The sequence below is a fragment of the Glycomyces tritici genome (genome assembly GCF_030403505.1).
In genome coordinates this window covers 25,556-48,695 of the sequence record NZ_JAUEMJ010000016.1, presented here as the reverse complement: position 1 = coordinate 48,695, position 23,140 = coordinate 25,556, and the positions used below count along the sequence as shown (strand labels likewise).

The 23,140-nt window shown below is 70.2% G+C and carries 20 protein-coding genes and 2 pseudogenes; 11 read left to right on the top strand and 11 right to left on the bottom strand.

From position 1 onward, the window contains the following. Window positions 1-26: 26 nt before the first annotated feature. Complete coding sequence (locus QWI33_RS28760; RefSeq protein WP_289960073.1) at window positions 27-2,081, bottom strand: bifunctional copper resistance protein CopD/cytochrome c oxidase assembly protein; 2,055 nt, start codon at window positions 2,079-2,081, stop codon at window positions 27-29. 216 nt (window positions 2,082-2,297) lie between these two features. On the opposite strand from QWI33_RS28760, the gene QWI33_RS28755 reads away from it, so the two are divergent. After that, window positions 2,298-3,455 (top strand): DUF5925 domain-containing protein, encoded by a 1,158-nt coding sequence (locus QWI33_RS28755; RefSeq protein ID WP_289960072.1) that lies wholly within the window; start codon window positions 2,298-2,300, stop codon window positions 3,453-3,455. Between the two features lie 196 nt (window positions 3,456-3,651). On the opposite strand, the gene QWI33_RS28750 is transcribed toward QWI33_RS28755, so the two are convergent. Then, window positions 3,652-4,050 carry a carboxymuconolactone decarboxylase family protein gene (locus QWI33_RS28750; RefSeq protein WP_289960071.1) on the bottom strand — a complete coding sequence of 133 codons (399 nt, stop codon included), beginning with the start codon at window positions 4,048-4,050 and terminating at the stop codon, window positions 3,652-3,654. Window positions 4,051-4,337: 287 nt separating this feature from the next. Between QWI33_RS28750 and QWI33_RS28745 the strand changes: the two genes are divergently transcribed. Beyond that, a complete protein-coding gene (locus QWI33_RS28745; RefSeq protein WP_289960070.1) occupies window positions 4,338-5,663 on the top strand; it encodes a choice-of-anchor A family protein in 1,326 nt (441 codons plus the stop codon). A gap of 269 nt (window positions 5,664-5,932) precedes the next feature. Beyond that, entirely contained in the window at window positions 5,933-6,595 is a 663-nt protein-coding gene (locus QWI33_RS28740) for a DUF1275 family protein (protein ID WP_289960069.1), read from the top strand. Between the two features lie 7 nt (window positions 6,596-6,602). Here QWI33_RS28740 and QWI33_RS28735 read toward each other — a convergent pair whose 3' ends face one another. Further along, entirely contained in the window at window positions 6,603-7,604 is a 1,002-nt protein-coding gene (locus tag QWI33_RS28735; RefSeq protein ID WP_289960068.1) for a TIGR01777 family oxidoreductase, read from the bottom strand. 311 nt (window positions 7,605-7,915) lie between these two features. On the opposite strand from QWI33_RS28735, the gene QWI33_RS28730 reads away from it, so the two are divergent. Beyond that, complete coding sequence (locus QWI33_RS28730; RefSeq protein ID WP_289960067.1) at window positions 7,916-8,578, top strand: pentapeptide repeat-containing protein; 663 nt, start codon at window positions 7,916-7,918, stop codon at window positions 8,576-8,578. Window positions 8,579-8,761: 183 nt separating this feature from the next. Here the strand turns inward: QWI33_RS28730 and QWI33_RS28725 are convergent, their stop codons facing one another. Beyond that, window positions 8,762-9,088 carry a MoaF-related domain-containing protein gene (locus QWI33_RS28725; RefSeq protein WP_289958711.1) on the bottom strand — a complete coding sequence of 109 codons (327 nt, stop codon included), beginning with the start codon at window positions 9,086-9,088 and terminating at the stop codon, window positions 8,762-8,764. 265 nt (window positions 9,089-9,353) lie between these two features. Then, window positions 9,354-9,677: a hypothetical protein gene (locus QWI33_RS28720; protein WP_289958712.1), complete on the bottom strand. Its 324-nt coding sequence runs from the start codon at window positions 9,675-9,677 to the stop codon at window positions 9,354-9,356. A 653-nt stretch (window positions 9,678-10,330) separates the two neighbouring features. Here QWI33_RS28720 and QWI33_RS29545 point away from each other — a divergent pair. From QWI33_RS29545 to QWI33_RS28710, 3 genes and pseudogenes are all read left to right on the top strand, one after another. Beyond that, window positions 10,331-10,912: pseudogene (locus QWI33_RS29545) on the top strand (serine hydrolase domain-containing protein); the annotation flags it as partial. A 124-nt stretch (window positions 10,913-11,036) separates the two neighbouring features. Beyond that, window positions 11,037-11,708 (top strand): annotated as a pseudogene (locus tag QWI33_RS28715) (serine hydrolase domain-containing protein); the annotation flags it as partial. Between the two features lie 400 nt (window positions 11,709-12,108). After that, window positions 12,109-15,180, top strand: coding sequence for an ATP-binding protein (locus QWI33_RS28710; RefSeq protein WP_289958713.1), 3,072 nt, complete (start codon window positions 12,109-12,111; stop codon window positions 15,178-15,180). 25 nt (window positions 15,181-15,205) lie between these two features. On the opposite strand, the gene QWI33_RS28705 is transcribed toward QWI33_RS28710, so the two are convergent. From QWI33_RS28705 to QWI33_RS28685, 5 genes are all read right to left on the bottom strand, one after another. Further along, entirely contained in the window at window positions 15,206-15,529 is a 324-nt protein-coding gene (locus QWI33_RS28705) for a DUF952 domain-containing protein (RefSeq protein WP_289958714.1), read from the bottom strand. Window positions 15,530-15,713: 184 nt separating this feature from the next. Then, window positions 15,714-16,508 (bottom strand): DUF4097 family beta strand repeat-containing protein, encoded by a 795-nt coding sequence (locus QWI33_RS28700; RefSeq protein WP_289958715.1) that lies wholly within the window; start codon window positions 16,506-16,508, stop codon window positions 15,714-15,716. Next, entirely contained in the window at window positions 16,505-17,164 is a 660-nt protein-coding gene (locus QWI33_RS28695; RefSeq protein ID WP_289958716.1) for a response regulator transcription factor, read from the bottom strand. Before QWI33_RS28695 ends, QWI33_RS28700 begins: the two co-directional genes overlap by 4 nt. Beyond that, window positions 17,152-18,411 carry a sensor histidine kinase gene (locus tag QWI33_RS28690; RefSeq protein ID WP_289958717.1) on the bottom strand — a complete coding sequence of 420 codons (1,260 nt, stop codon included), beginning with the start codon at window positions 18,409-18,411 and terminating at the stop codon, window positions 17,152-17,154. The genes QWI33_RS28695 and QWI33_RS28690 overlap by 13 nt, the downstream gene beginning before the upstream one ends. Before the next feature lie 145 nt (window positions 18,412-18,556). Next, window positions 18,557-19,858 carry a lectin gene (locus tag QWI33_RS28685; RefSeq protein ID WP_435367595.1) on the bottom strand — a complete coding sequence of 434 codons (1,302 nt, stop codon included), beginning with the start codon at window positions 19,856-19,858 and terminating at the stop codon, window positions 18,557-18,559. A gap of 345 nt (window positions 19,859-20,203) precedes the next feature. On the opposite strand from QWI33_RS28685, the gene QWI33_RS28680 reads away from it, so the two are divergent. The 4 genes from QWI33_RS28680 (at window position 20,204) to QWI33_RS28665 (ending at window position 22,239) form a co-directional block, all read left to right on the top strand. Beyond that, entirely contained in the window at window positions 20,204-20,368 is a 165-nt protein-coding gene (locus QWI33_RS28680) for a hypothetical protein (RefSeq protein ID WP_289958719.1), read from the top strand. Between the two features lie 85 nt (window positions 20,369-20,453). Then, entirely contained in the window at window positions 20,454-20,774 is a 321-nt protein-coding gene (locus QWI33_RS28675; protein WP_289958720.1) for a hypothetical protein, read from the top strand. 77 nt (window positions 20,775-20,851) lie between these two features. After that, window positions 20,852-21,097 (top strand): hypothetical protein, encoded by a 246-nt coding sequence (locus QWI33_RS28670; protein ID WP_289958721.1) that lies wholly within the window; start codon window positions 20,852-20,854, stop codon window positions 21,095-21,097. A gap of 296 nt (window positions 21,098-21,393) precedes the next feature. Further along, entirely contained in the window at window positions 21,394-22,239 is an 846-nt protein-coding gene (locus tag QWI33_RS28665; RefSeq protein WP_289958722.1) for a SigB/SigF/SigG family RNA polymerase sigma factor, read from the top strand. 195 nt (window positions 22,240-22,434) lie between these two features. Here QWI33_RS28665 and QWI33_RS28660 read toward each other — a convergent pair whose 3' ends face one another. Further along, entirely contained in the window at window positions 22,435-23,031 is a 597-nt protein-coding gene (locus tag QWI33_RS28660) for a hypothetical protein (RefSeq protein WP_289958723.1), read from the bottom strand. Window positions 23,032-23,140: the final 109 nt, after the last annotated feature.

The window sequence follows — 23,140 nt, the reverse complement described above, 5'->3', positions numbered from 1 at the left end:
TTGACCCCTGCCGAATGTCCTGTTCTTCAGCGGCGTTCCTGGTCGAGGCCGGCCAGGTACGCGTTGTAGACCTCGTGCGGGTCGTCCTCGGGGCGGCCCGAGGCGGCGGCGCGCTCGGCCATCCGGTCGAGGCGGCGGCCTTCGCGGTCCTCCGAGCGCGTCCACTGCGCGATGAGCACCGCGATGATGATGAGGCTCGGGATCTCCCCGAACGCCCACGCGATGCCGCCCCCCGCGCGCTGGTCGGCGAGGAGGTCGCCCACCCACGGGATGGCGATCTGGGTGTACCAGTCGACCGCGATCAGGTTGGTGCCCATCATGAGTGTGAGCCCGAAGATCGCGTGGAAGACGATCGACACGAAGTAGAGGAGCACCTTCGCCGGGTAGGAGAGCGGGCGCGGCTTCGGGTCCGGGCCGATGACGACCCAGAAGAACAGGCTCCCGGCGGCCAGGAAGTGCATGGTCATGAACAGGTGCCCGAAGTGCGAGCGCATCGCCCACTCGAACATGCCCGTGAAGTACATGAGGTACAGGCTCGTCAGGTAGACGAACAGGGCCACGAGCGGGCGCGACACGAACTGCGACCAGCGTGAGTGGATCGCCGCGAGCAGCCATTCGCGCGGCCCGCCGGCGCGGTCGGGCCTGAGGGCCCGCAGCGCGAGCGTCACCGGAGCGGCCAGCACGAGCAGGATCGGCGCGAGCATGTTCAACGCCATGTGCTGCACCATGTGCGCGCTGAACAGCACCATCCCGTACTTGCTGAGCCCCGAGGAGGTGGTGATGACGACGACGGCCCACCCGGCGATCCACAGGGCCGTGCGGTACCAGGGCCAGGCGTCGCCGCGGCGGCGCAGGCGCACGACGCCCGCGACGTACGCGCCCACGAGTGCCAGACCGGCCGTGCAGAACAGCACGGACGGGTACCAGTCGAGGACGATCGACGAGAACGAGAGCGGGCCGGGCGTGGGGAAGCCGAGCAGGGCCGTGTTCGGGTCCGGCAGCTCCTCCGACGGCGGCGGCGTCACCGACAGGGACGAGGCGAGGCCGAACGCGGCGGCCATGAGCCCCAGCTCGACCGCGGCCAGGCGCGTGAACGCGCTGCGGTCCCCCTCGGCGATGCGCGGCAGGGTGGCGCGCCGGTGCGCCCAGCCGAAGACCCCGCCGATCGCGAGGACCACGAGCTTCGCGAGCGCGATGCGCCCGTACGGGGACGTCCACAGGTCTGTGAGGTTCACGTTGGCGCAGAACACGATCAGACCCGAGAAGCCGATCGCCGCGTAGGCGAACACGGCGGCGGCGGAGTAGCGGCGGGCGGCGACGAGGGGGTCGCGGCGGGCGATGAACAGCGCGAACAGGCCGCCCGCCCAGAACGCGGCGGCGACCACGTGGATGAGGAGGCCGTCGACGGCGATCTGGTGGTTGCCGTTCGACGCCGAGTGCCCGGTGAACACCGGCGGGAGCGCCGCCGCGAGCGCGAGGGCGGCCGCGCACACCGCGCCGGGGATCGTGAACGCCCGCGCCGCGACCACGGCCGCGGCGGTCGCGAGGAGCGCGGTCAGGCCGAGCGCCTGCCCCTGCTCGTACTGGCCCACGTACGACCACAGGCCCAAGGCGGTGACCCCGCCGAGCGGGCGGGCGAACGAGTTCGCGAAGTCGACCGGCAGGCTCACCAGCGCGACGGCCGCCCAGATGCCGGAGGCGGCGGCGCCGACGCGCAGCCACCGCCAGGACTGGCCGGTGAGCCGGGCGCGGTCGCCCTGGCGCCCGGGCAGGAAGCACGCGGCGGCGATCATGCAGCCGACCGCGGCGAGCATCGCGAGGTCGTACCCGTACTTGAGAAGGCCGGCGGCCCAGGTGACGGTGGGGTCGGCGGTCGACAGGCCGGGCAGCTCCGCGACGTCCACGGCCCCGCCGAGGTCGAGCGCGATCACGGCGACGGCGAGTCCCGCGAGCACTGCCGCGGCGACCGCCAGCGCGCGCAGTCCGCGCCGGTGCCGCGCCTGCTGCCCGCTTCGGGACCCCGCGCCGCCGCCAGGTATGGTAGCGGCGGTGTTTTGGCTGGTCTCGGTCGATGCGGTCACGTAACCCAGCATGGCTGATTGTTCCAGCTCACGCCCCACCGGGTGGGGCCCAGTCGTCTCCTGCAACTCCACGGCGCGCCCCGCGGGCGCGTGCAGCCGTGTCATGGTTGCAGGACACAGTCAAAAAAGGCACGGTCACGGAGTGCGGCAGGCTATGCCGTGCGATGGCAGTCACGGCGGCGGCAGCGTCGCCGTAGTTTTCTATGGTGGATCGCGATGGGAATCATCGAAAGACGCGGTGAGATCATGAACCTGCTTCAGGGGAGCGGCGGCGTGCTCGGCAACATGCACTTCACGCTCGACGGCTCGGACGATCCGTCGAACGTGCTGAACCTCATGGCTCTGGACGCGTACGTTTCCGGGGCGCAGCCGCACGCGGTGGTGCGGGCGCTCGACATGGTCGCCGACGACGTGGACCTCATACCTGAGGGCGGTTCACTCGTACGGTCGATTTCCGGGGCCTCTTTTCTGCAACTGGTCACCGGTGACGGCTGGACCCTGCGGACGCAGCGGTGGCGGGACGGTTCGGGCCAGGCGGTCGTGACGGCGGTGACGCGCGAGCGCGCCGAGGAGATCGCCGCCTACCTGACCGACCGGACCGGCTCGGTCGAGGAGGTCGGCGAGGACAAGGTCGACATGGGCTTCTGGTACCGGTCGGCGCGGGGACCGTTCCGGTCCACGCGGTCGATCAGCGCGCCGCGCTGGCCCGAGATCGAGCGGAACTACTCCTCGAGCGCCGGTTCGGCGCTGGGGAAGCTGATGGCGACGCGGGCTTCGGACGTGGCGGGGCGGCTGGTGCTGTTCCACGGCCCGCCCGGGACCGGCAAGACGACGGCGCTGCGGGCTTTGGCGCGCGAGTGGGCGCCGTGGTGCCAGGTGGACACGGTGCTGGACCCGGAGGCGTTCTTCGCGGACCCGTCCTACCTGATGGAGGTCATCATCGGGTCGGAGATGGACCTGGTGCTGGACGCGGACCTGAATCCGGACGAGCCGCGGCGCGGGCACTGGCGGTTGATGGTCCTGGAGGACTGCGACGAGCTCATCCGCGGTGAGGCGAAGGAGGCGTCGGGGCAGTCGCTGGCGCGGCTGCTGAACCTGACGGACGGCCTGCTCGGGCAGGGGCGCGAGATCATGGTCGCGATCACGACGAACGAGCGGCTCGACCGGCTGCATCCGGCCGTGGTGCGGCCCGGGCGGTGCCTGGCGCAGATCGAGGTCGGGGCGCTTTCGGCGCTGGAGTCGAGCGACTGGCTCGGCGGCGACGCGGTGCGCGAGCCGATGACCCTCGCCGAGCTGTACGCGCGGCGCGGCGGCACGGACCCGACGCGGACGGAGTCCCCGATCCCGCAGCAGCAGATCGGGCAGTATCTCTAAGACATTGGGGGCGCTAGCCTTCAAATCGGACCCCGCATTGAGTTTCGGCTCGCAAGCTTCGCCGAGGCCGGGAACTTCCAAATCAATACTCCCAGCGGGGTACGACAGCCGAGGGGCGCATCGCGATCGCGATGCGCCCCTCGGCTTTATAAGAATGAATCTCAAGCGCCCCGGCCCGGCGAGCCTGCTGCAAGGCTCAGTTCGGCGAGTTCGCGGCGTCGCGGGAGGCGAAGACCTCCCTCGCGGCCTCGACCGCGTTGATGGCGGCCGGGAACCCCGCATAGACGGCGATCTGGATGAGCGCCTCGATCACTTCGACCCGAGTGCAGCCGGCGTTGAGGGCGCCGTTGATGTGGAAGCGCAGCTGCGGGGCGGCGTTGCCCAGCGCCGCGAGCGCACCGATGGTGACGAGCTCGCGGTCGCGCAAGTCGAGTTCGGGACGGGTGAGGACGTCGCCGTACGCGAACTCGGCGATGAACCGGCCCAGGTCCGGGGCGATGTCGGCCAGCGAGGTCACGACCGTGGGTTCGGCTTCGCCTGAGAGGTGCTGCAGGGTCTTGAGTCCGCGCTCGTGGCGTCCGTAGGAATGCTCCATGGGGGTCCTCCTTGGTCATGTGAGGACCGGATTCGGTTGCCCCACAAGGCCAATCCTCTAACAAGCGGCGTGCAGTGGCAAGGTTCGGACCCTGCGCCGCGGCCCGCGCAAGGGGCCCGGAACCTCCCGCGGATTCGCCTGATACACGCGTTTCACCCCACTTGATCCGCGTCTGACTTGCTAGGCTCAGGCGCGCATTCCCCCCGCCGCAGTCGACCATCGTCCACTCCAGGGGGAGCAGCATGTACACGCCGCCGAAGACCACGCACCGAGTCCGAGCACAGCGCATGGCCGTTCTCGGCGCCGCCGGCATCGTCGCCGTGGCGGCACTGGCCACGGCCGCCACGGTTCCGACAGCGCAAGCGGCGCCAGTCTCCGTCGATCCGCTCGCGAGGGCCCTCGGCTACAACGCGTTCGTCGAGAACGAGACGGTGCTCGCCTCGACCGAGTCCGAGGGCGGGATCGCGACGGGCGGCAACCTCGTCATCGCGGGGTCGTACAACGTCAACATCCACGACGCGAGCTCCTTCACCGCACCGGGAGACACCGAACCGAGCGCCCTCGTCGTAGGCGGCCGGATCGACTTCGCACAGGACCCGGCGACCTCGGTGGTCCAGGTTCACGACTACGTGAAGGTCGGCGACCTGAACGGCGCCCGGGTGCTGAACGAAGACGCCAACAACGCCTCGGTGAACACCCATGTGGTCGCGGCCGGTACAGGCTACGACTCGACGCCCAGGATCCAGCTGAACATGCAGCAGCCGATCTCATCAGTGGGCCCGACCTCCCCGATCGACTTCGAGGCGGCCTTCACCGAGCTCCGGGCGAACGCGGCCGACCTGTACGCGTGCGACGCGCACGAGGTCGTGATGAAGGACGATCAGGGCGCGACCGTGCCCAAGGGCCAGGTGCAGCAGAACCAGCAGATCCGGATCGCCCTCAAGAAGGGCGTCACCAACATCCTCAGCGTGACGGGCGAGGATCTGAACGCCATGGCGGACCTCGTCTTCCTCGACCGGCCGAGCACCTACACCCCGCTCCTGATCAACGTCGACACCTCCTCCACCGGCGACGAATTCGACTGGAAGGTCGCGACCCAAGCCGGCATCAGCGGCCCGCAAGCGCCTTACATCCTGTGGAACTTCAACGAGACCGCGCGGCTGCGCATCGCCTCGGGCGACTCCGTCGAGGGCTCGATCCTCGCCCCCTACGCCGATTACTCCGACATCAGCCCCACCAACGTCGAAGGCCAGATCATCGCCAGGAACGCGAGCCTCGGCGAGGTCGGCGAGAACGGCGGCGAGATCCACCACTTCCCGTTCCAGGCAGAGCTGACCTGCGACGACGATGTGGACCCCACCGCCAACGGCAGCACCGATGCCCCGACCACCGGCGACGTCACCACCTTGCCGTCCGGCGACACCACCACCGGCACCGGCAGCAGTGGCCCCGACGGCTCGAACGGTTCCGACGGCGCGCACGGTTCCGGCGGCGACGGCAACCTGGCGGCCACCGGCGGCGACATGCGGGCGTTCATCATCACGGCGGCCGTGCTGGTCGCAGTCGGCGCGGTGGCGCTGATCGCCGCGGCCCGGAGGCGAGCGGGCGAGTAGGGCGGGTCGACGACCGGAGCCGCAGGTCGGGTTTCGGTTCGAACAAGTGCATGCGTAAAGCCTATGGAAACGCGGAGCCGCTGCCATCGGCCGAACTTCCGGAACCGCCCCTGCCGAAAGTCAGGGGTGCCTGGAACGGCACGAGGACCGTGCCGGACCGTCCGGCGGGTCGGCCGTGGCGGCACCCGCGCCGGCGTTAGCCTGGGCCGCATGTGGCACCGCTTCGAACCGTCCGCACCCGCACGGCCGCAACGAAACGACGGCGTCCGATGAGACCGGCCGCACCCACGTACGCGCACACCTGGACCGCGCTCGTCCTCACCGCGATCGCCGGTGCCGTCGACGGCGCCGGGTTCCTCAGCCTGAGTCAGCAGTTCGTCGCGAACCAGACCGGCAACGCCGTACTGCTCGCCGTCGCCGTCTCCGGCGAGCTGACCGGACGCGAGGACGGCCTCTCCCCCATCGGCCCCTTGTGGTCGCTCGCGGGGTTCTCGCTGGGCACGGTGCTCGCCTCACTGGCGACGCGCCGCCACGTGCTCACCAGCTTCGGCGTGCCGCTCCTCCTGGTCGTCGAAGTCGTGATGCTCGCCCTGGCGGGACTCAGCGGGGGTTTCGAGCTCGCGATCGCTCTGGCGGCGTTCGCGATGGGGGTGCAGAGCGTCCACGCGGTCCGGATCGGGCTCTCGGGCGTCAACACCACGGTGCTGACCGGCACGCTCATCGCATTGTCCGTCAACCTCTCCGGCGGGCGGAGCGGGCTGCGGACGGCCCGGCTGCAGGCCGGGGTGTGGGCCGTGTACCTCGTGGCGGCCGGGCTCGGCTCGGTGCTGGCGAACGCGGTGTCCTTCGGGGCGGTGTGCGGGATCGCCGCAGTGGTGGTCGCCGCGATGGCCGTGGCGGCCTTCGCGGAAGCGCACCGGGGCACCGCCTGACACCGGCTCAGCTGCCGGTCAGGGCCCGGACCGCCTTGAGCCCGGGCCTGCGCAAAAGCGGCCACTTCCGGTCGGCCGCCGTGCGCCGCGCGAGGTCGTCAGCCGCGGCCTCCCATGCGGGGTAGGCGAACTCGAACCCGGCGTCCTCGAGGCGGCCGGGGATGACGCGGCGGCTCTTGAGCAGCAGCTCGGTGTCGCTGCGGAGCGCGAACGCGCCGATCTCGGCCATCCACTTCGTCGCCGGGATGCCGAAGTGCCCGCCCCAGGCCCTGCGAAGGGCCCGCATGAGGTCCTTCTGCCGCAAGGGATGCGGGGCGGCGAGGTTCACCGGACCGGTGAGGTCGTCGTGGTCGATGAGGAACTGCACGGCACGAGTGAAGTCCGCTTCGTGAATCCACGACACGAACTGGCGGCCGCCCGCGACGGCCCCGCCGAGGCCGAGCAGGGTCATGCGGGAGAGCACGTCGAAGACAGCGCCGCGGTCGGTGCTCATCACCATCGCCGAGCGCATCGCGACCTTGCGGGTGCGGGGCGTCTCGGCCTCGTCGAGCGTGCGTTCCCAAGCCTTGGCGATGTCGATGCTCTTGGCCCAGTAGGCGGGCACATCGGGTTCAGCGCCGCCGATGAGGCCGGTGGCCTCGTCGTTCGCGCGGTCGAAGGTGTGGGCGTAGATCGTGGCGGTGCTCATCTGGAGCCACACGGCCGGCGGCCGGTCGGCGGCGGCGATGGCCTCGCCGATGACGCGGGTCGAGTCGACGCGGGAGTCCATCATCGCGGCGAGGTTCTCGCGGGTGTAGCGGCAGCTGACGCTGCGTCCGGCCAGGTTGATCACGACGTCGGCGCCGTCGACGGCCTCGGTCCACGGCCCGAGTGCGCGGCCGTCCCAATGGACGTGGTGCGGGCGGGAGGGGCTGCGGGTGAGCACGATGAGGCGGTGGCCTGCGGCGAGGAGTCCGCGTTCGAGGACGGCACCGACACTGCCGGTCCCGCCGGGAATGACGATCTTCATGGGGTTCTCCCTTCCCCGCCAAGCCTACCTGCCGTATTGAACACGTTCAATTACTTTGCGAGGCCGAGACGCGAGACGCGCCGCACATACCCCACGAACCCGCAGTCCATCGAAGCCGTCAGGACGCTACTGGACCACCGACCTAGGCTCGAGTCCGGCAGCTCGAAAAGCCGTGACCTGCGTGAAGATTCGACGTGCAGCGCGCCGTGCAAGCATCGGAGCGACGAAGGCCACTAATCGCTCGGTCGGGCTCGCGGAAATGTCGGCGGGCTCGCGTAGCCTGCCGAGGTCACGATGACCTTGGAGGCTCGGTGAAGTTCAGGAAGATCGACGACAAGCTTTCCATGCGCAGGCCGCTGTGGGAAGCCGAGCGGTTGCGGCCCTTCGACGAGGAGCCCGAACCGGACTTCGAACTCAGCGAGCGCCTCTTCGACGGCCTGGAATGGACCGACGGACAGGGCGACGGCAGCCTGGACCAGTCGCTGCTGCGCAGCGTCGACTTCTCGGGGACGGTGCTGTCGCCCTTCGAGATCGTGGACGTCACCGTCGAACGCTCGATGCTGGCCAACGCCCGCTGGGAGCGGGCGACCGCGCGGCGGCTGGAGATCACCGACAGCCAGCTGGTGGGCTGGCAGGCGCAGTTCGCGCTGGCTCAGGACGTCTATGTCGCCGACTGCCGGGCCGACTTCGCGGGCATCTCGATCGGTACCGCGAAGGGACCGGTGGTGTTCGAGCGGTGCCGGTTCATGAACGCGACCTTCCTCGGGGACCTCTCCAAGGCCGTGTTCATCGACTGCGCCTTCCCGGGCGCGGACTTCTCGCGGGTCTCGAACGCCAAGGGCTGCGACTTTCGGCGAGCGGAACTGTCGGGGATCAACGGGCTCATGAGCTTGCGCGGAGCGCTCATCACGGCGGACCAAGCGGTTGAGATCGCGGGCGAGCTGGCGACCGCCGCGGGTTTCAAGCTGGCCTGAGCCGCGAGCCGGCGTTGCGGCGTTGCGGCGTTGCGGCGTTGCGGCGTTGCGGCGTTGCGGCGTTGCGGCGTTGCGGCGTTGCGGCGTTGCGGCGACCGATCCTAACCATCGATCAGTCTGACTTACCACCGCTGTCGCCGTATCGCGATTGCATTGCGACCGATATCGATCTTCTCCCCTTCCCTATTTCACCTCCTCGAAGGTCCCGGAGTACACCTCGCCGACTCTGCCGCCGCCCACGTCGAGTGACCGGAACGCGGTGACCTTCTTCGTCTTGAAATCCATCACGTGCGCCACGGTCGCCCCCGAGACCTCGTTCCAGCCGACCAGGTACATCCGCGACCCGACCTCGGCGACGTACAGCTCCACCTCCTCTGAAGCGCCTTCCACCGCGCCGTCGATCTGTTCGTAGACCAGTCTGTTGCCCTCCGCCGCATAGGTGTTGTGGAAGATCACCCCGTTGTCCAAGCGGATGTCGAAAGCCTTCCCCGCGAATGCGAAATCGGTCATGACCGTCTCCTTCCCCGACTGCGCCCATGGTCCGCATCAGCACGGACCCTTTTGGCCGCCTTCCAACCTAGGAGATCAACGACCGCGTCACCGGCGTTTCAGCGAGCCTGGCATGGTCGAAACCGGTCTATGGTCGTATCGTCGGCAGAGGCCGAGAACTCAGGTCGAGGTCGACGACCTTGCAAGACCACGGCCGCTGCCTCCGGCCGCACGGCGAGTACCCGCCGCCGACCTCGCTCTCGTCTTTCGCTGCTCCTGGGAGGAGTCAGCGGCCCTCGGCCGCCTCGTGCGGCACTCCTCCTTCCGACTCGATGGCCATGCGGGCCGCTTCCACTCGAGCGCGGAAGTCCTCGTCCTCGGTCTCGGCCAGCGCTTCGAGCGTGGTCTTCCTTCGCCGCAGCGACCGTTCCAGCCAGGCCTGCCACTCCGGCGTCCGTTCGACGGCCGCCACGGTCGCGGGTCGCCAGACCGGCATCGGGGCGCCGGTGGCGGCGAACCGCGGGTTCGGTTTCAGCCCTTCGGGTTGGGGCAGGAAGTCGCGGACTGCGGAGTCGGTCCAGCCGCGTGAGCGCAGGATCGGCTTCGTCACCCAGATCGTGCCGTCGCGTTGGCGTACGAACTGCGGCCTGGGCGGCGCGGGCGGGCCCTGCCACTCGAGCGGCAGTGGCTTGTACCTCGGCGGATCGTCAGGCGGAGCGCCCTCGCGCACGGTTTCGACCGCGGCCCTGGAGGGTGTGGAGAGCGGAGGTGGCCGGGTGTCGATCTCGGGTTTCATATTCGGCGCTGCGGGTTCCGGACCCGCCGCCGGTGGGCGGGTTTCGGGTTCGACGCTCGGGAACGGTCCGAGCCGGTCCGCGGTGGCCAGTGAATCGAGAAGCCACCTGGCGAAATGCGCTCGCAGTGGCTCGTCGGGAATGGTCGTGAACGGCAATGCCCGGGTGATCACCTCGAGGCTCGCCTGGTTCCGTGAACTGTCTGATGGTTTCGCTGCCATCGCTTCGTCCAATCGGTTCTCGCGCCCCGCCGCTGGGCGTTGCGCGCGCTATTCAGTTGCCTCCACAACTGTAGAAGCGGGGTACGACATCTTCGACCGGCAAGACATTGACCTGCGAAGACAGCTGTTGCAGGGTCGCTCAGGACAGGGTCGTCAGCCGCGTGTCAGCGGCGCGTCAGCGCCCGAGGCGATGGTTCTTCTCGACACCGCCTCCGGGAAACGCCGGGGCATCCGAGAGGGGAACCACCATGAGCGCCAACGAACTGCAGCAGATCGTCGCCAAGTCCGCCACCGAGTACGCGGTGCCCGGCATCGCCGTCGGCATCTGGCACCAGGGCCGCGAGATCTACGCGTCCCACGGCGTCACCAGCGTCGCGAACCCTCTCCCGGTCGACGAGGACACGATCTTCACCCTCGGCTCGACCAGCAAGAGCTTCACGGCGACCGCGCTCGTGATCCTCGCCGAGCAGGGCAAGGTCGACTTCGACGCGCCGGTGCGCCGCTACCTCCCCGACCTGCGGCTCGCCGACGAGCGGTCGGCCGCGACGATCACCGTCGGCCACCTGCTCAACCACACTGCGGGCCTGGACACCTGGATGCTCCGGGACACCGGCGACGGCGACGACGCCCTCAAGACCTATGTGGACCACTTGGACGAGCTGACGATCATCGCCGAGCCCGGCGAACGGGCGTCATACAGCCAGGCAGCGTTCAACCTCCTCGGGCGCGTCATCGAAGTCGTCACCGGCATGACTTACGAGCGGGCGATCGCCGCCCTCCTGTTCGAGCCGCTCGGGCTCGAGAACTCCACCTTCTTCGCGGCCGAGGCCATGACCCGCAAGTTCTCGCTCGGCCACAGCGTCACCGAGGACGGCACCACGGTCGCCCCCCACCTGGAAGGTCCACCGCGCCCAGAATCCGGGCGGGGGCGGCGCCTCCACCGCGCGCGACCTCGTCCGCTGGGCCCGGTTCCACCTCGGGGACGGCCGCACCGAGTCGGGCGAGCGGATCGTCTCCCGCGAAGCGCTGCAGGCGATGCGGCGGCAGACCGTGGAGTTGCGCGGCAGCTCGCTCGGCGACGGGTTCGGCATCTGCTGGTTCCTGCGCGAGATCGACGGCGTGGCCACGTTCGCCCACGGCGGCTCGTCCGTCGGCCAGTTCGCGGACTTCCTCGCCGTGCCCGAGCACGACTTCGCGATCGCCGTCGTCACCAACGCCGAACCGGGCGGCACGCCCTGCAACCTGGCGGTCATCCGGTGGGCGCTGGAGCACTACCTCGGGCTGGTCGACCGCGATCCCGAGCCGGTCCCGTTCGACCGGGAGCGGGCCGCCGGGATCGTCGGGGACTACGAGGTCGACATGATGGTCGTGAGCGTCGTCGACGAGGGCGACCGCCTGAGCCTCGCGGCTCGGATCCGGCCCGAACTGCGTGCGGCCTCGCCGGAGATGCCGGCCGACTGCGAACCCGCGAACATGGGATTCCTTCATGAGGACGGCGACGACTACATCGTCACCGAGGGCCCGCTCCAAGGCCAGCGCGGGTTCTTCGCGCGGGACGAGGATGGCGAGATCACGGCGATCGACCTCGCCGGACGCCAGTTCCGCAGGGTTCGCGAGCGGGTCTGAGGGGTGAGGCCGGAGTCGACCGTCCTGCGGCGATACGGGAGGCCCCGGGTACCCGCCCTATCCCACCTTCACCACTACCAGTGAAAAGGACACCGTCTCACAGGGGTGCGACGAAAATTTGTTCGAACGCCGCCGCACCGGAGTGCGGCGGCGTTCGAGGCGCTGGACGTGGCGTGTTCCGGGCGCTCGGCGCGACGCCCAGGACGCGGGGCGTGGCGCAGGGCGGACGTTCAAGAACCCAAGACCTGAAGCCCAACGGCCCAACAGCCCAACAGCCCAACAGCCCAACAGCCCAACAGCCCAACAGCCCAACAGCCCAACAGCCCAACAGCCCAACAGCCACCATGCTGCGCCGCCCTCCAATTCCGCCACTCCTTCCCGCCCGGGCACACTTACTCCCATGCGCGTACACCTCCTCGGTCCCTTCGAGATCCGCAACGGCGACGATGAACCCGTCGAGCTCGCCGGTGCGCGCCTGCGCGCGCTCGTCGCCCGCCTCGCCCTCGAACCGGGCCGCGAGGTCACCGCCGACACCCTGCTCGACGCGATCTGGGAGGACGACGCGCCCTCCGCGAACGCCCTGCAGGCCCTGGTGTCCCGAGTCCGCCGCGCCATCGGCGCCGACCGGCTCACGCGCGGCGCCGCCGGGTACCGCCTCGCCGTCGAACCCGGCGACGTCGACGTGAAGCGGTTCGAGCGGCTCTCCGAGACCGGCCGCCGGCAAGCCGACCTCACCGCGCTCCGCGAAGCCGAATCGCTCTGGCGCGGAACGGCTCTCGCCGACCTGCGTCACCTCCGGTTCGCCGAGAACGAGGCAATCCGCTTGGAGCGGCTGCGCAACGAGACCGCCCGCGAGCGCCTCGCACTCGAGATCACCACCGGCGCCGACGTACTCGCCGAACTCGAACCCGTCGCCGAAGCGCACCCGCTCGACGAGCGCTGGCAGGCCCTCCTCATGCGCGCCCTCTACGCGACCGGCCGCCCCGCCGAGGCCCTCGACGCCTACGAGCGCGCCCGCGAACGCCTCGCCGACGAACTCGGCGCCGACCCCTCCGCCGAACTCGCCGACCTTCACCTGCAGATCCTGCGCCAGAGCGCGGCCCCGACCGCGCGCGTCGAGAAGCGCACCAACCTCAAAGCGCAGCTCACCAGCTTCGTCGGCCGCGAGGCCGACCTGGACGCGCTCACCGCGGCGGTCGCCACGTCGCGGCTGGTCACCGTCACCGGCCCCGGCGGCGCCGGCAAGACCCGCCTGGCCGTCGAGGCAGCGGCCACGATGTCGAGCCTTGCGCCCCAAGGCGTCTGGCTGGTCGAACTCGCCGCCGTGGGCGACGACGCCGACGTGGCGCCCGCGGTGCTGCGCGCCATCGGCGCCCGCGAGTCGGGTCTGCTGGAACCGTCCGCGCACGATGCCGCGTCGCGCCTCGAGGAGTACTTCGCGGAACAGGACGCGCTCATCGTCCTCGACAACTGCGAGCACCGCATCGACGCCGCCGCGCGCCTCGCCGCCCGGCTGCTCGGCGCCTGCCCCGGCCTGCGCCTCCTCGCCACCAGCCGTGAAGCCCTCGGCATCGGCGGCGAGCGGCTGTTCCCGATCCCGCCGCTGCCGCTCGCGGCCGATCGTCCAGAAGCGAGCCCCGCGGTGCGGCTGTTCTGCGAGCGGGCAGCCGCCGTGCGCCCCGATTTCAAGCTCGACGACTCCAATGCCGAAGCGGTCGTGGAGATCTGCCGCCGCCTCGACGGCCTGCCCCTCGCGGTCGAGCTCGCCGCCGCCCGCATGCGGGCGCTCGACGCGTCCCAGATCGCCTCCCGCCTGGACGACCGGTTCGCGCTCCTCGCAGGATCGGACCGGACCGCGCCCGAACGGCACCGCACGCTCGAAGGGGTCATCGCCTGGAGCTGGGACCTCCTCTCGGATGCCGAACGGGCCCTTGCCATGCGCATGGCCGTCTACCCCGGCGGCGTCGGGCTCGACCGGGTCGGTGACCTCGACGCGCTCGCCGGACTCGTCGACAAGTCCCTGGTAGAGCGCGTCGGTGAGCGGTACCGGATGCTCGAGACCATCCGCGCCTACGCGGAGGCGCAGCTCGAACCCGACCAAGCGGAGGTCGAACGGGACGCGATGGCCCGGTACTGCCTCGACCTGGTCGAACGCGCCGACGACGAGATCAGGTCGGCCGCGCAGCTCGAGGCGATGGCGCGCCTGGACGCCGAGCACGACAATCTCCTCGCCGTGCTCGCCCGCTCGGTCGCGTTCGGGCACAAGGAGTCCGGCCTGCGCATGATCGCCGCGCTGTTCTGGTTCTGGCACCTGCGCGGCTTCCGTTCCCAGCTCCAGCACTGGTACCCGGCGCTCCTGGAGCTCCCGGGCGAGATCCCCGAACGGCTCGTGCCCGCCGTCAAGCTCCTCACCGGCATGGGCCAGTTCGAATTCGGTGACCCCGAAGCGGCGACCCGATCGATCGCCGAAGGCATCGCATTGGGACGCAACGCGCAAGGGCCGATCGCGGGGCACTCGCTCCTGGCCATCGGCCCGGCGTTCCTCTCCGACCCCGCCGTCTCCGCGGACCGCACCACGGCCGAAGCCTGGGAGCTCGGCGTCATCCTGCTCACCGAAGCCGCCGTCAACGAAGGCGGCACGGGCGCCGAAGGGCTCGAGCAGATCGAACGGGCCGAAGCCGAGTTCGCGAAGCTCGGAGAGCGCTTCGGCCTCGCCTCGGCCCTGCGGATGCGTGCCGAGTACTCGGCGCGCCAAGGCGACCACGACGAAGCCAAGGACGCCCTCGCGCAGGCCGGGCGCCTCTTCGACGAACTCGGGACCGCTGACGACGCCGCCGAGACGTACGCCGAACTCGCCCTGGTCACCGTCCGCAGCAGCGCTCTCGTCGACGGCGCCCGCACGATCGAGCAGGCCTGGGAGCCCATGCGCCTCAGCCTGGCACGGGCCGACGCCGAACGCAATCCGAACACCACCGCGTATGTGCGGTGGTGCCGCGCCCAGATCCTGTTGAGGGAGGGCGATCACGAGCAGGGCCTGAGCGAACTCGCCATGGCCGAGCAGGTCTTCGGTGACACCAGAATGGACCCGCGACTCCGGGTCTGGGGAGCCGCGCTGCGCGCGATCGTGGCGCTCGCCGAAGGCGACGCGGCGCGCGCGCATCGCTTTCTCGATGCGCTGACGGCCGAGAGCATCGAAGGGGCGGCTGACCCCAACGTCGCCGTCGCCGTGCGCGTCCGGGCCGCAGCCGCTCTCGCGGCGGGGGACCCGGTGCACGCGGCGACCCTGCTGGGCGCGGCCGTCTCGCTGCTCGGCACCGAGGACCGCCGGGGCTACGACGCGGCGCTGCGCACGCTGGAACGCACCCGCGAGGCGTTGGGAGACCAGCGGTTCCAGGCCTCGTACGAAGCCGGAGCCGTACTCGACCGCACCGCCGCCGTCGACCTGCTGCTCGCGCACTCCCGGCAAGGCTGACCCACGGGAGGAGAACCGGGCCGGATCAGGTCGCGTCCCAGGGCCGCACCTCCACGACCGCGCTCGTCGCCAGCGGGCCGTACAAGTGCGGGTATTCGGGTGCGCCGGGCCCGGGGGCCTCGTAGCGGATCGGCACGTCGACCAGCGCGGTGTCGATGACCAGGACCACGAGCGGCCCGGGGTGGTCGCCGTACACGAACGCGGCCACGGCCTCGAGCTGCTCGGGCAGCGAGCAGTGGATGAAGCCCACCTCGGCGAGGGTCTTCCCGCGCGTGGAGCCTTCGTACACGCCCGCGGCGAGCGCGGCCTCCCAGAGGCCCGGTTCGGTCAGGTGCAACAGCTCGGTCATGCCACGCACGCTACCGCCGCGCCCGGCACGGCGTGCGGCCCCGCGCAGGGCCGGGTGCGCCGCAGGTGCCGACGCCGCAGTCACAGCCCGCCGAGCACGAAGGCTCCTGCGCCACGGCACCTCTGGAGACGCCGCCGTCCGCGACCGGAGACCGGTCGCGGACGGCGGGAGAGAGCACTCGGTGTCAGTCGGCGTACCGGACCGTGAGGTCCCCGACGCTGGTGTTGACCGAGATGACGTAGTCGGCGCGGGAGGACGGGTCGGTCGCGATGTCGATGTCCTCGCTGCCGACGCCGGACTCGAAGACCACGTCGTAGGTGGTGCCGTCATCGGGCACGATGATCTCGACGTCGCCGGTGCTGTTGATGACGCTGATGTCGCCGCGGACCTCGGCGTACTCCAGGCGGACCGAGCCGACGCTGGATTCGACCCGGGTCTCGGTGGCCCGCAGGTTCTCGCCTTCGACGCCGCCGATGCTGGTCTCGACGTCGATCGTGCCGTCGAGGCCGTCCATGTGCACGTCGCCGACCGAGTTCTCCGCTTCGGCGGCGGCACCGCTGGGCACGGCGATCGTGTAGTTCACATCGCACTCGTCGCTCGCGAAGACGATCAGGCGGTCGTTGCATTCGCCTGAGGCCGTGAACGTCTCGCCCTGCCACTGCTCCTTGACCTTGGGATCCTCACCGCGCCAGATGGTCTCGCGGTCGACCACGAGCGAGCCGTCGGCGGAGGCGTTGAGTTCGATGCTCCCGACCTCCACGGTGACGTCGACGCCCGTGGTGGGTTCCGTGTACGTCTCGCTGTGGGTCTCGGACTTCTCGGGCGAGGCGGTGGACCAGATCCAGACGCCGGCGGTGGCCAGGGCGAACAGGAGCACGATGCCGGTGGAGGCGACCCCGACGATCCACCAGACGGTACGGGCGGCGCGGGGGGCTTCGGGCTCGGGGGCGGTGGTCTGCTTCTCGGGGGTGTCGATCATGACCGGTCCTTCGTGTTGCCTTGCAGGAACTTGAGAATGGCGAGCACGCGGCGGTTGCCGCTGTCACTGGGCGGGAGCCCGAGCTTGGTGAAGATCGAGTTGATGTGCTTGCTGACCGCGCCCTCGCTGAGGACGAGGACGGCGGCGATGCCGGCGTTGGAGCGGCCCTCCGCCATGTGCGAGAGCACTTCGCGCTCTCTCGGGGTGAGGCGGTCGAGCTCGCTGCCGTTGCGGCGCACCAGGAGCTGGGAGATCACCTCGGGGTCGAGGGCGGTGCCGCCGTCCGCGACCCGCTTGAGCGAGGCGAGGAACTCGGCGACGTCGGCGACCCGGTCCTTGAGCAGGTAGCCGATGCCGCGCATCTGCCCGGTGAGCAGTTCGACGGCGTACCGCTCCTCGACGTACTGGGAGAGCATGAGGATCGCCAGGTCCGGGTACTGGCGGCGCAGCACCAGTGCGGCGCGCACGCCTTCGTCGCTCTGGTCGGGCGGCATCCGCACGTCGGCCACGACGAGGTCGGGCCGGTCGCGCTCGACCGAGCGCAGCAGTGCCTCCGCATCGCCCACGGTGTCGATGACTTCGATGCCGCCGATCTCCATGAGCCTGGCCAGGCCCTCCCGCAGCAGGACCGAGTCTTCGGCGATCACGACGCGCATGGCAGCTCCGCTTCGATTTCCGTGGGGCCCCCGAGGGGGCTGGTGATGCGGAAGGTGCCGTCGACCGAGCGCACCCGGTCGGACAGGCCCTGGAGTCCGGTGCCCGCCTGAGCGTCCGCGCCGCCGCGGCCGTCGTCGGCGATGCGCAGGTGCAGCACCCCGTCCTCTAGGGACACTTCGACCGCGGCGTGCTCGGCCTCGGAGTGTCTGGCCACATTGGTCAGTGCCTCGGAGACGACGAAGTAGGCGACGGCTTCCACGTCCCGGGCGACGCGTCGGTCCATGTCGACGCGCAGCCGCACCGGGACCGGCGAGCGGGCGGCGACCGCCGAGAGCGCGGCGTCCAGGCCGCGGTCCTCGAGCACCGCCGGGTGCAGGCCGCGCACCAGGTCGCGCAGGTCGGTGAGGACCTGCTTGGCCTCCTCGTGGGCTTCCGCGATGGCGCGGGCGCCCTCCTCAGGAAGGTCGTCAAGAGTGGCGCGGGCGATCCCGAGGTTCATGGCGAGCGAGGTGAGCCGCTGCTGCGCGCCGTCGTGGAGGTCCCGCTCGATGCGGCGCCGCTCCGCGTCCGCCGCATCCACAGTAGAGTCGCGGCTCGCGGCGAGATCGGTCACCCGCAGCTCGAGGGCCTCCGCCCGGCTGGTGCCCAGGAGGACCCGCGCCATGAGCTCGTCGAGCACCGCCAGGCCGCGGGTGATCCAGGGCGCCGCGAGGGTCAGGACGATGCCGGTGCCGCAGAGGATCCAGTGCCTGGGGTCCAGCCCCGACTCGCGGCCGATGAGCGGCGCGAAGACCATCGCGGGGCCCGCGGTCCACGCGGCGATCGCGAAGGCCGCCGCCAGAAAGCCGTAGATCCCGGCGATCGCGTGGTAGGCGAGCTGCCGCCATGTGCGGGGGTGCTTCACGATCGCCAGGAGGTGGCGCGGCGCGAACGTCACCGGCTGCGTGAACGGCCCTTCGGGCCACTCGGTGCCGAGGAACGCGGTGTGGCGGCTGCGCTGCACCACCGTGAGCACGCCGTTCACGACCAGCAGGATGCCGCCCATGATGATCGGGACGATGATGGTGATGAGGCCGCCGACGCCGGTGGCGACGAGTGCGGCGATGGCGGCGCCGCCGGCGATGCCGACCAGCGCCCCGGTGACGAGGTGCATGAGGGAGCGCCAGGTCGAGCCCGCCCAGAAGGCCCGCACTGCTGCTCGCGGGGCTCTGCGCCAGGGGATCGGCGGCGCCGCTGAAATGTCCATGCATTGAACAGTAGGTTCGCGAGCGGGCCCGCACATTGCCGCTGGTGCCCGACTTCACGGTGAAGTTATCTCCACCCCTGCGAGCGGCCGAGGCCGGGAGGTGCTCCCGGCCTCGGCTGCGGGGTGGTGGTCCGGCGCGGGGGCGCTAGCCCATGGTCCAGCGCTGGTTGGCGCCGCCGTTGCAGGTCCAGAGGACGACCCTGGTGCCATTCGCGGTCGCGTTCCCTGAGGCGTCCAGGCACAGTCCCGATTGGGTGCTGGAGATGGTGCCGTTGGCGTTGACGTTCCACTTCTGGTTCGCGCCGCCGTGGCAGTCCCAGATGATGGCCCTGGTGCCGGGGGCGGTCGCGCCGCCTTCGGCGTCGAGGCACTTGCCGCCGTAGACGCGCAGTTCGCCACTGGCGGTCTTGGTCCACTGCTGATTGGCCGCGCCGTTGCAGTCCCACAGCTGCAGTTGGGCGCCGTTGCTCTGGGACTGGCCGGCCACGTCGAGGCAGCGGGACGACTGGGCGCCGACGATCGCGCCCTCGTCGCCGCCACCCGGGTCGCCGGATCCGAACTGGGAGAAGAAGTTCCAGGTCACCCCGGAGGTCCAGGTCTGCCAGCCGTCGTCGTAGGTCCCGTCGATCGGGCCGGGGGTGTGGCCGCCGTCGAACGCGGCCCACTGGACCGGATACCCGGCCCGGCAACCGGAGTAGCTGGTCACGATGTGCGTGCGGCTGCCCGAGGCGGGCTCGGGCGGGTTCTGCCGGGTGCAGCCGTTGTTGGTGACGAACCGGTCGCGCAGCGAGCGCCCCTGGGAGATGTTGAGGACGTTGTCGGAGATGCCGTGGATGCCGAGGTAGGCGATGGGCTGCGTGCCGCCGCTGCACCCGCTGAGCTGCCCGCCGGCGTAGACCGCGACCGCCCGGAAGACCGTCGCCCGCGAGCAGGCGAGGGAGTAGCTCATGCCGCCGCCGTAGCTGAAGCCGAGCGCGAAGCGCTGCGCGGTGTCGACGCAGAGGCCGGACTCCAGGCGCCCGATCATGTCGTCGACGAAGGTGACGTCCCGGCCGCCCGAGTTGGCCCAGCCGTTGCCGATGCCCTGCGGCGCAACGAAGATGGCGCTGTTGTTCGAGAGTCGCTGGAGCCCGTAGTAGGACCAGTTCGCGCCGTCGGTGCCGCCGCCGGCCACGTCGCCCGCCGTCCCGCCGTTCCAGTGGAACGCGAAGATCAGCGGGTACGCGCGACTGCGGTCGTAGTTGTCGGGGACCCGCAGGATGAACGAGCGGCTCGTGCCGCCGCTCTGGATCGTGTGCGTCCCGCTCGACAAGGTCGGAGCGCTCCCACATCCGGCGCTCGAGGCGAGGGTGGTGACATCCGTACTCGTGTCGGCGGGCGCCCCATGGGCTCCCGTGGCGCCGACGGAGCCGACGACGACGGCGGCCACCGCGGCGAGCAACGCCAGCAGCCGGTGGGCGGAGCGCCTGCGCACCCGCTCGGTCCGTTCCCTGCTCCATATCCGTTTCACTGCTGCATCTCCTTGCGTGCCACGAAGACCAACGCCTTCATCGAAGTTCATCAATGCAAGGCTTCAGCGTACTTACATATGACGTATCAGGTCAAGAGGTCGGTGCAACCACGGATAAATCAGGCCTACCGCCTGATCAGCGCATCCGAGAGGCCTCGTTCATCTGATCTTTCTGCAGGCGAATCCCTTCGCCGCCCCGGCCTGGCCACGAGCAAGTGAGCCCGGCTCGCGAATAGTGCCGCTTTTGCATATTTGCGCCGTTCACAGCCGTACGATCGATATATGGCTACTGTTCTATGGCTTCTGATCATTGTCTGGGTCGTGCTCGCGATCGTCGGCTTCGCCATCGAGGGCCTGCTCTGGCTGGCCATCATCGGCATCGTGCTGTTCATCGGCACCATCGTCTTCGGATTCATCAGGCGCGGCGCCGGCCGCGGCGCAGCCTGATCCGGCGGCCCCGGACGACCGGGCGGGGTTTCGTCCCGCCTGGGAACGGGCATGCTCTCGGAACCGAACGCCAGGAGGATGCGCCATGAGCACATTGATCGAATCAACCGAGACCACCGGAGCCGAGGACGACCAGTCGCCCTCAGACGAGTTGCGGGACAACGAACTCGACGTCCTGCGGGAGACGGGCGGCATCAGGTCGATGCTCCCGGTCCTCGTGGGATCGGTCGCCGTCGGCATCGCCGCCGTCGCCGTCATCGGGGTGCAGCTCACCCGCCGGCGCCGGTCGAAGACGCTCCTGCGACGGGCCGCGTCCCGCGCGGAGGACGTCAGGGACGCCCTGACGCACGCCGCGGCCGAACTCCCCGAACGCGGCAAGGCCGCAGTCCGGCGAGTGCGCCGCTGACCGGCTCGCCCTCGTTCCCAAGCGGACTCGGCACCCGCACCGATCCACTCAGGATTCAGGTGACCATCCCCGCCCCAATGCCTTCCCTCGTCTGGAAGCCCGCCGCCCCCGACCTGTACGTCGCGACGCTGGACGGCGAGTTCGCCGGGTACGTCTCGGCCGTCGAGGAACTGCACTCGGCCTTCGGGCCGCACGCGCAGCACCTCGGCTCCTACCGCTCGTTCCGCACCGCGTCGTCCGCGCTCGGCCACTGGCTGGCGCACGCGGTGGGGTGCGGCGTGCCGCCGAGACTGTCGAAAGTGGCACTCCCTGCAGGTTTATAGGAACGGGCAGCGGTCAGCCAGGCCGCATTGAGACCGAATCGGTATAGGCTGGGCACATCGATGGAGCCGCTCGGGCACCTGCACGGCCCGCTTTGACGCGAGCCGGGACGGGAATCGAAGACCCGAGCGCTCCGCATGTGTCAGCAGAACCGCGCTCTGAACGCCTGCGATGCGGGACCTACCCCGCACGCAGGGGTGGAACGCGCTGGTGCCGGCCCGGGAAGCGCAACCTGGTCGATCCGAAGCCGGGTGTTCACCGGTTGCCCAACCAGACAGCCGCAAGGCGGTAGCCGCACATGGCACCACGACACCTCAGCCGACGCAAGAGCGACGACGAATACGGGGAGTTCGCCCCCTTGTTCGGTCAGATGGCCGGACTCGACGTCCACGATCCCCGACGCGAGGAACTCAGGAGCCGGATCATCACCGGATACCTCCCCCTCGCCGACCACATCGCCCGCCGATACTCGAGCCGCGGCATCGCCAAGGACGACCTCGCCCAGGTCGCCACGGTCGGCCTCATCCGCGCCATCGACCGCTTCGACCACGAACGCGGCGAGTTCCTCTCCTTCGCCGTGCCGACCGTCATGGGCGAGGTGCGCCGCCACTTCCGCGACACCGCCTGGCCGGTGCGCCTGCCGCGCCGCCTCCAGGAGGTGCGCATGGCGATCACCACCGCGGCACTCCAGCTCTCCCAGACGCTCGGCCGTCCGGCCACCGCCGGCGACCTCGCCGAGCGGCTGGGCATCCCCGAATCCGAAGTCCTGGAAGGGCTGGAGGCGATCAAGTCGCTCCGGTCGGTCTCCCTCGACCAGCCGGTGCACGAGGACGGCCTCTCGCCGGTCGAGACGATCGGCTCGGAAGACCTCGCCCTCGAACTGGTCGACAACCTGACGTCCCTGCTCCCGCTCCTGCGGCGGCTGCCCACGCGCGAGCGCCAGATCCTCGCGCTGCGGTTCTTCGGCGAGAAGACGCAGTCCCAGATCGGCACGGAGATCGGCGTCTCGCAGATGCACGTCTCCCGCCTGCTCAAGAGCACGCTCACGGAGCTGCGCGCCGGCATGCTCACCCCGCCGCCGCAGGACACGACCGCTGAGCGCGGGCCTCCGACAAGGCCGCGTGAGCGGCGTCCCGGAAGCTGAGCGAACGTCTTGAGCCCGAGGACCGGCGTCGCCGCACCTCGCTGCCGCAGACACGGTCAGGGCCGGCATCCCGCAGGGGAGACCGGCCCTGAACTGCTGTTTCATCCGTCGGGGTGACTGTGTGCTGGAAACCCGTGTCTCGGGTCATAGGAAGCGTCTCGGTGTCTGGTCTGGGGTCCCTGGCCTTCGGCTCGGTTAGGCGGCACGGAGCTTCCCGCGCAGCCACCAGGCGATCTGGAGGAGCACACCCAGGGCGATCGCCCCCATGAGGACGTTCAGCAGCACTTCGTCCGCGACGGCGATCGCCGATTCCAGGTGCGCGCCGGTCCTCCATTGCGGTACCTGAACACTGATCGCGAAGACCGCGCAGCCCAGGGCGGGCAGACCGTAGGCGAGGCGGCGGCCCGGCAGCGGCCAGGAGGCCGCGATGAGCACCACCGCGGCGGCGGCGAACGCCGCGGTGAAGCCCGGTGACGCCGTCTCGTTCGGATTGCCGGCGGGCAGGAAGTACACGGCGGTGACGAAGAGCGAGAGCAGCATCGCGGCCAGGGCGCCTCCTTCGACGAGGTACGTCTTCACGCGGCGGCGCGGCATCCGCCATGAGGCCCAGAGCAGCCAGGGTGCCGGCAGCGACAGGACCGCGATGCCGAGTGCGGTCTGGACCGGGCCGGACAGGTCCCCGTCCAAGTCGAGCCATCCCAGGAGAAGGAAGAGCCATGCGAACGGGGCGAGCCCCCAGAGGACGGCGGGCACAATGCCCCTTGCGGCGGTGGTCTGCGGTGTCGTGTTCATGAGGCCAGTGTCGCGACCATCCGCAAGCACTCCACTACCGAATCCGCGCCTCAGTTGGAGCATTCCTACAACAGATCCCTACGATCGATCTGCGACGCCCTCGTATTTT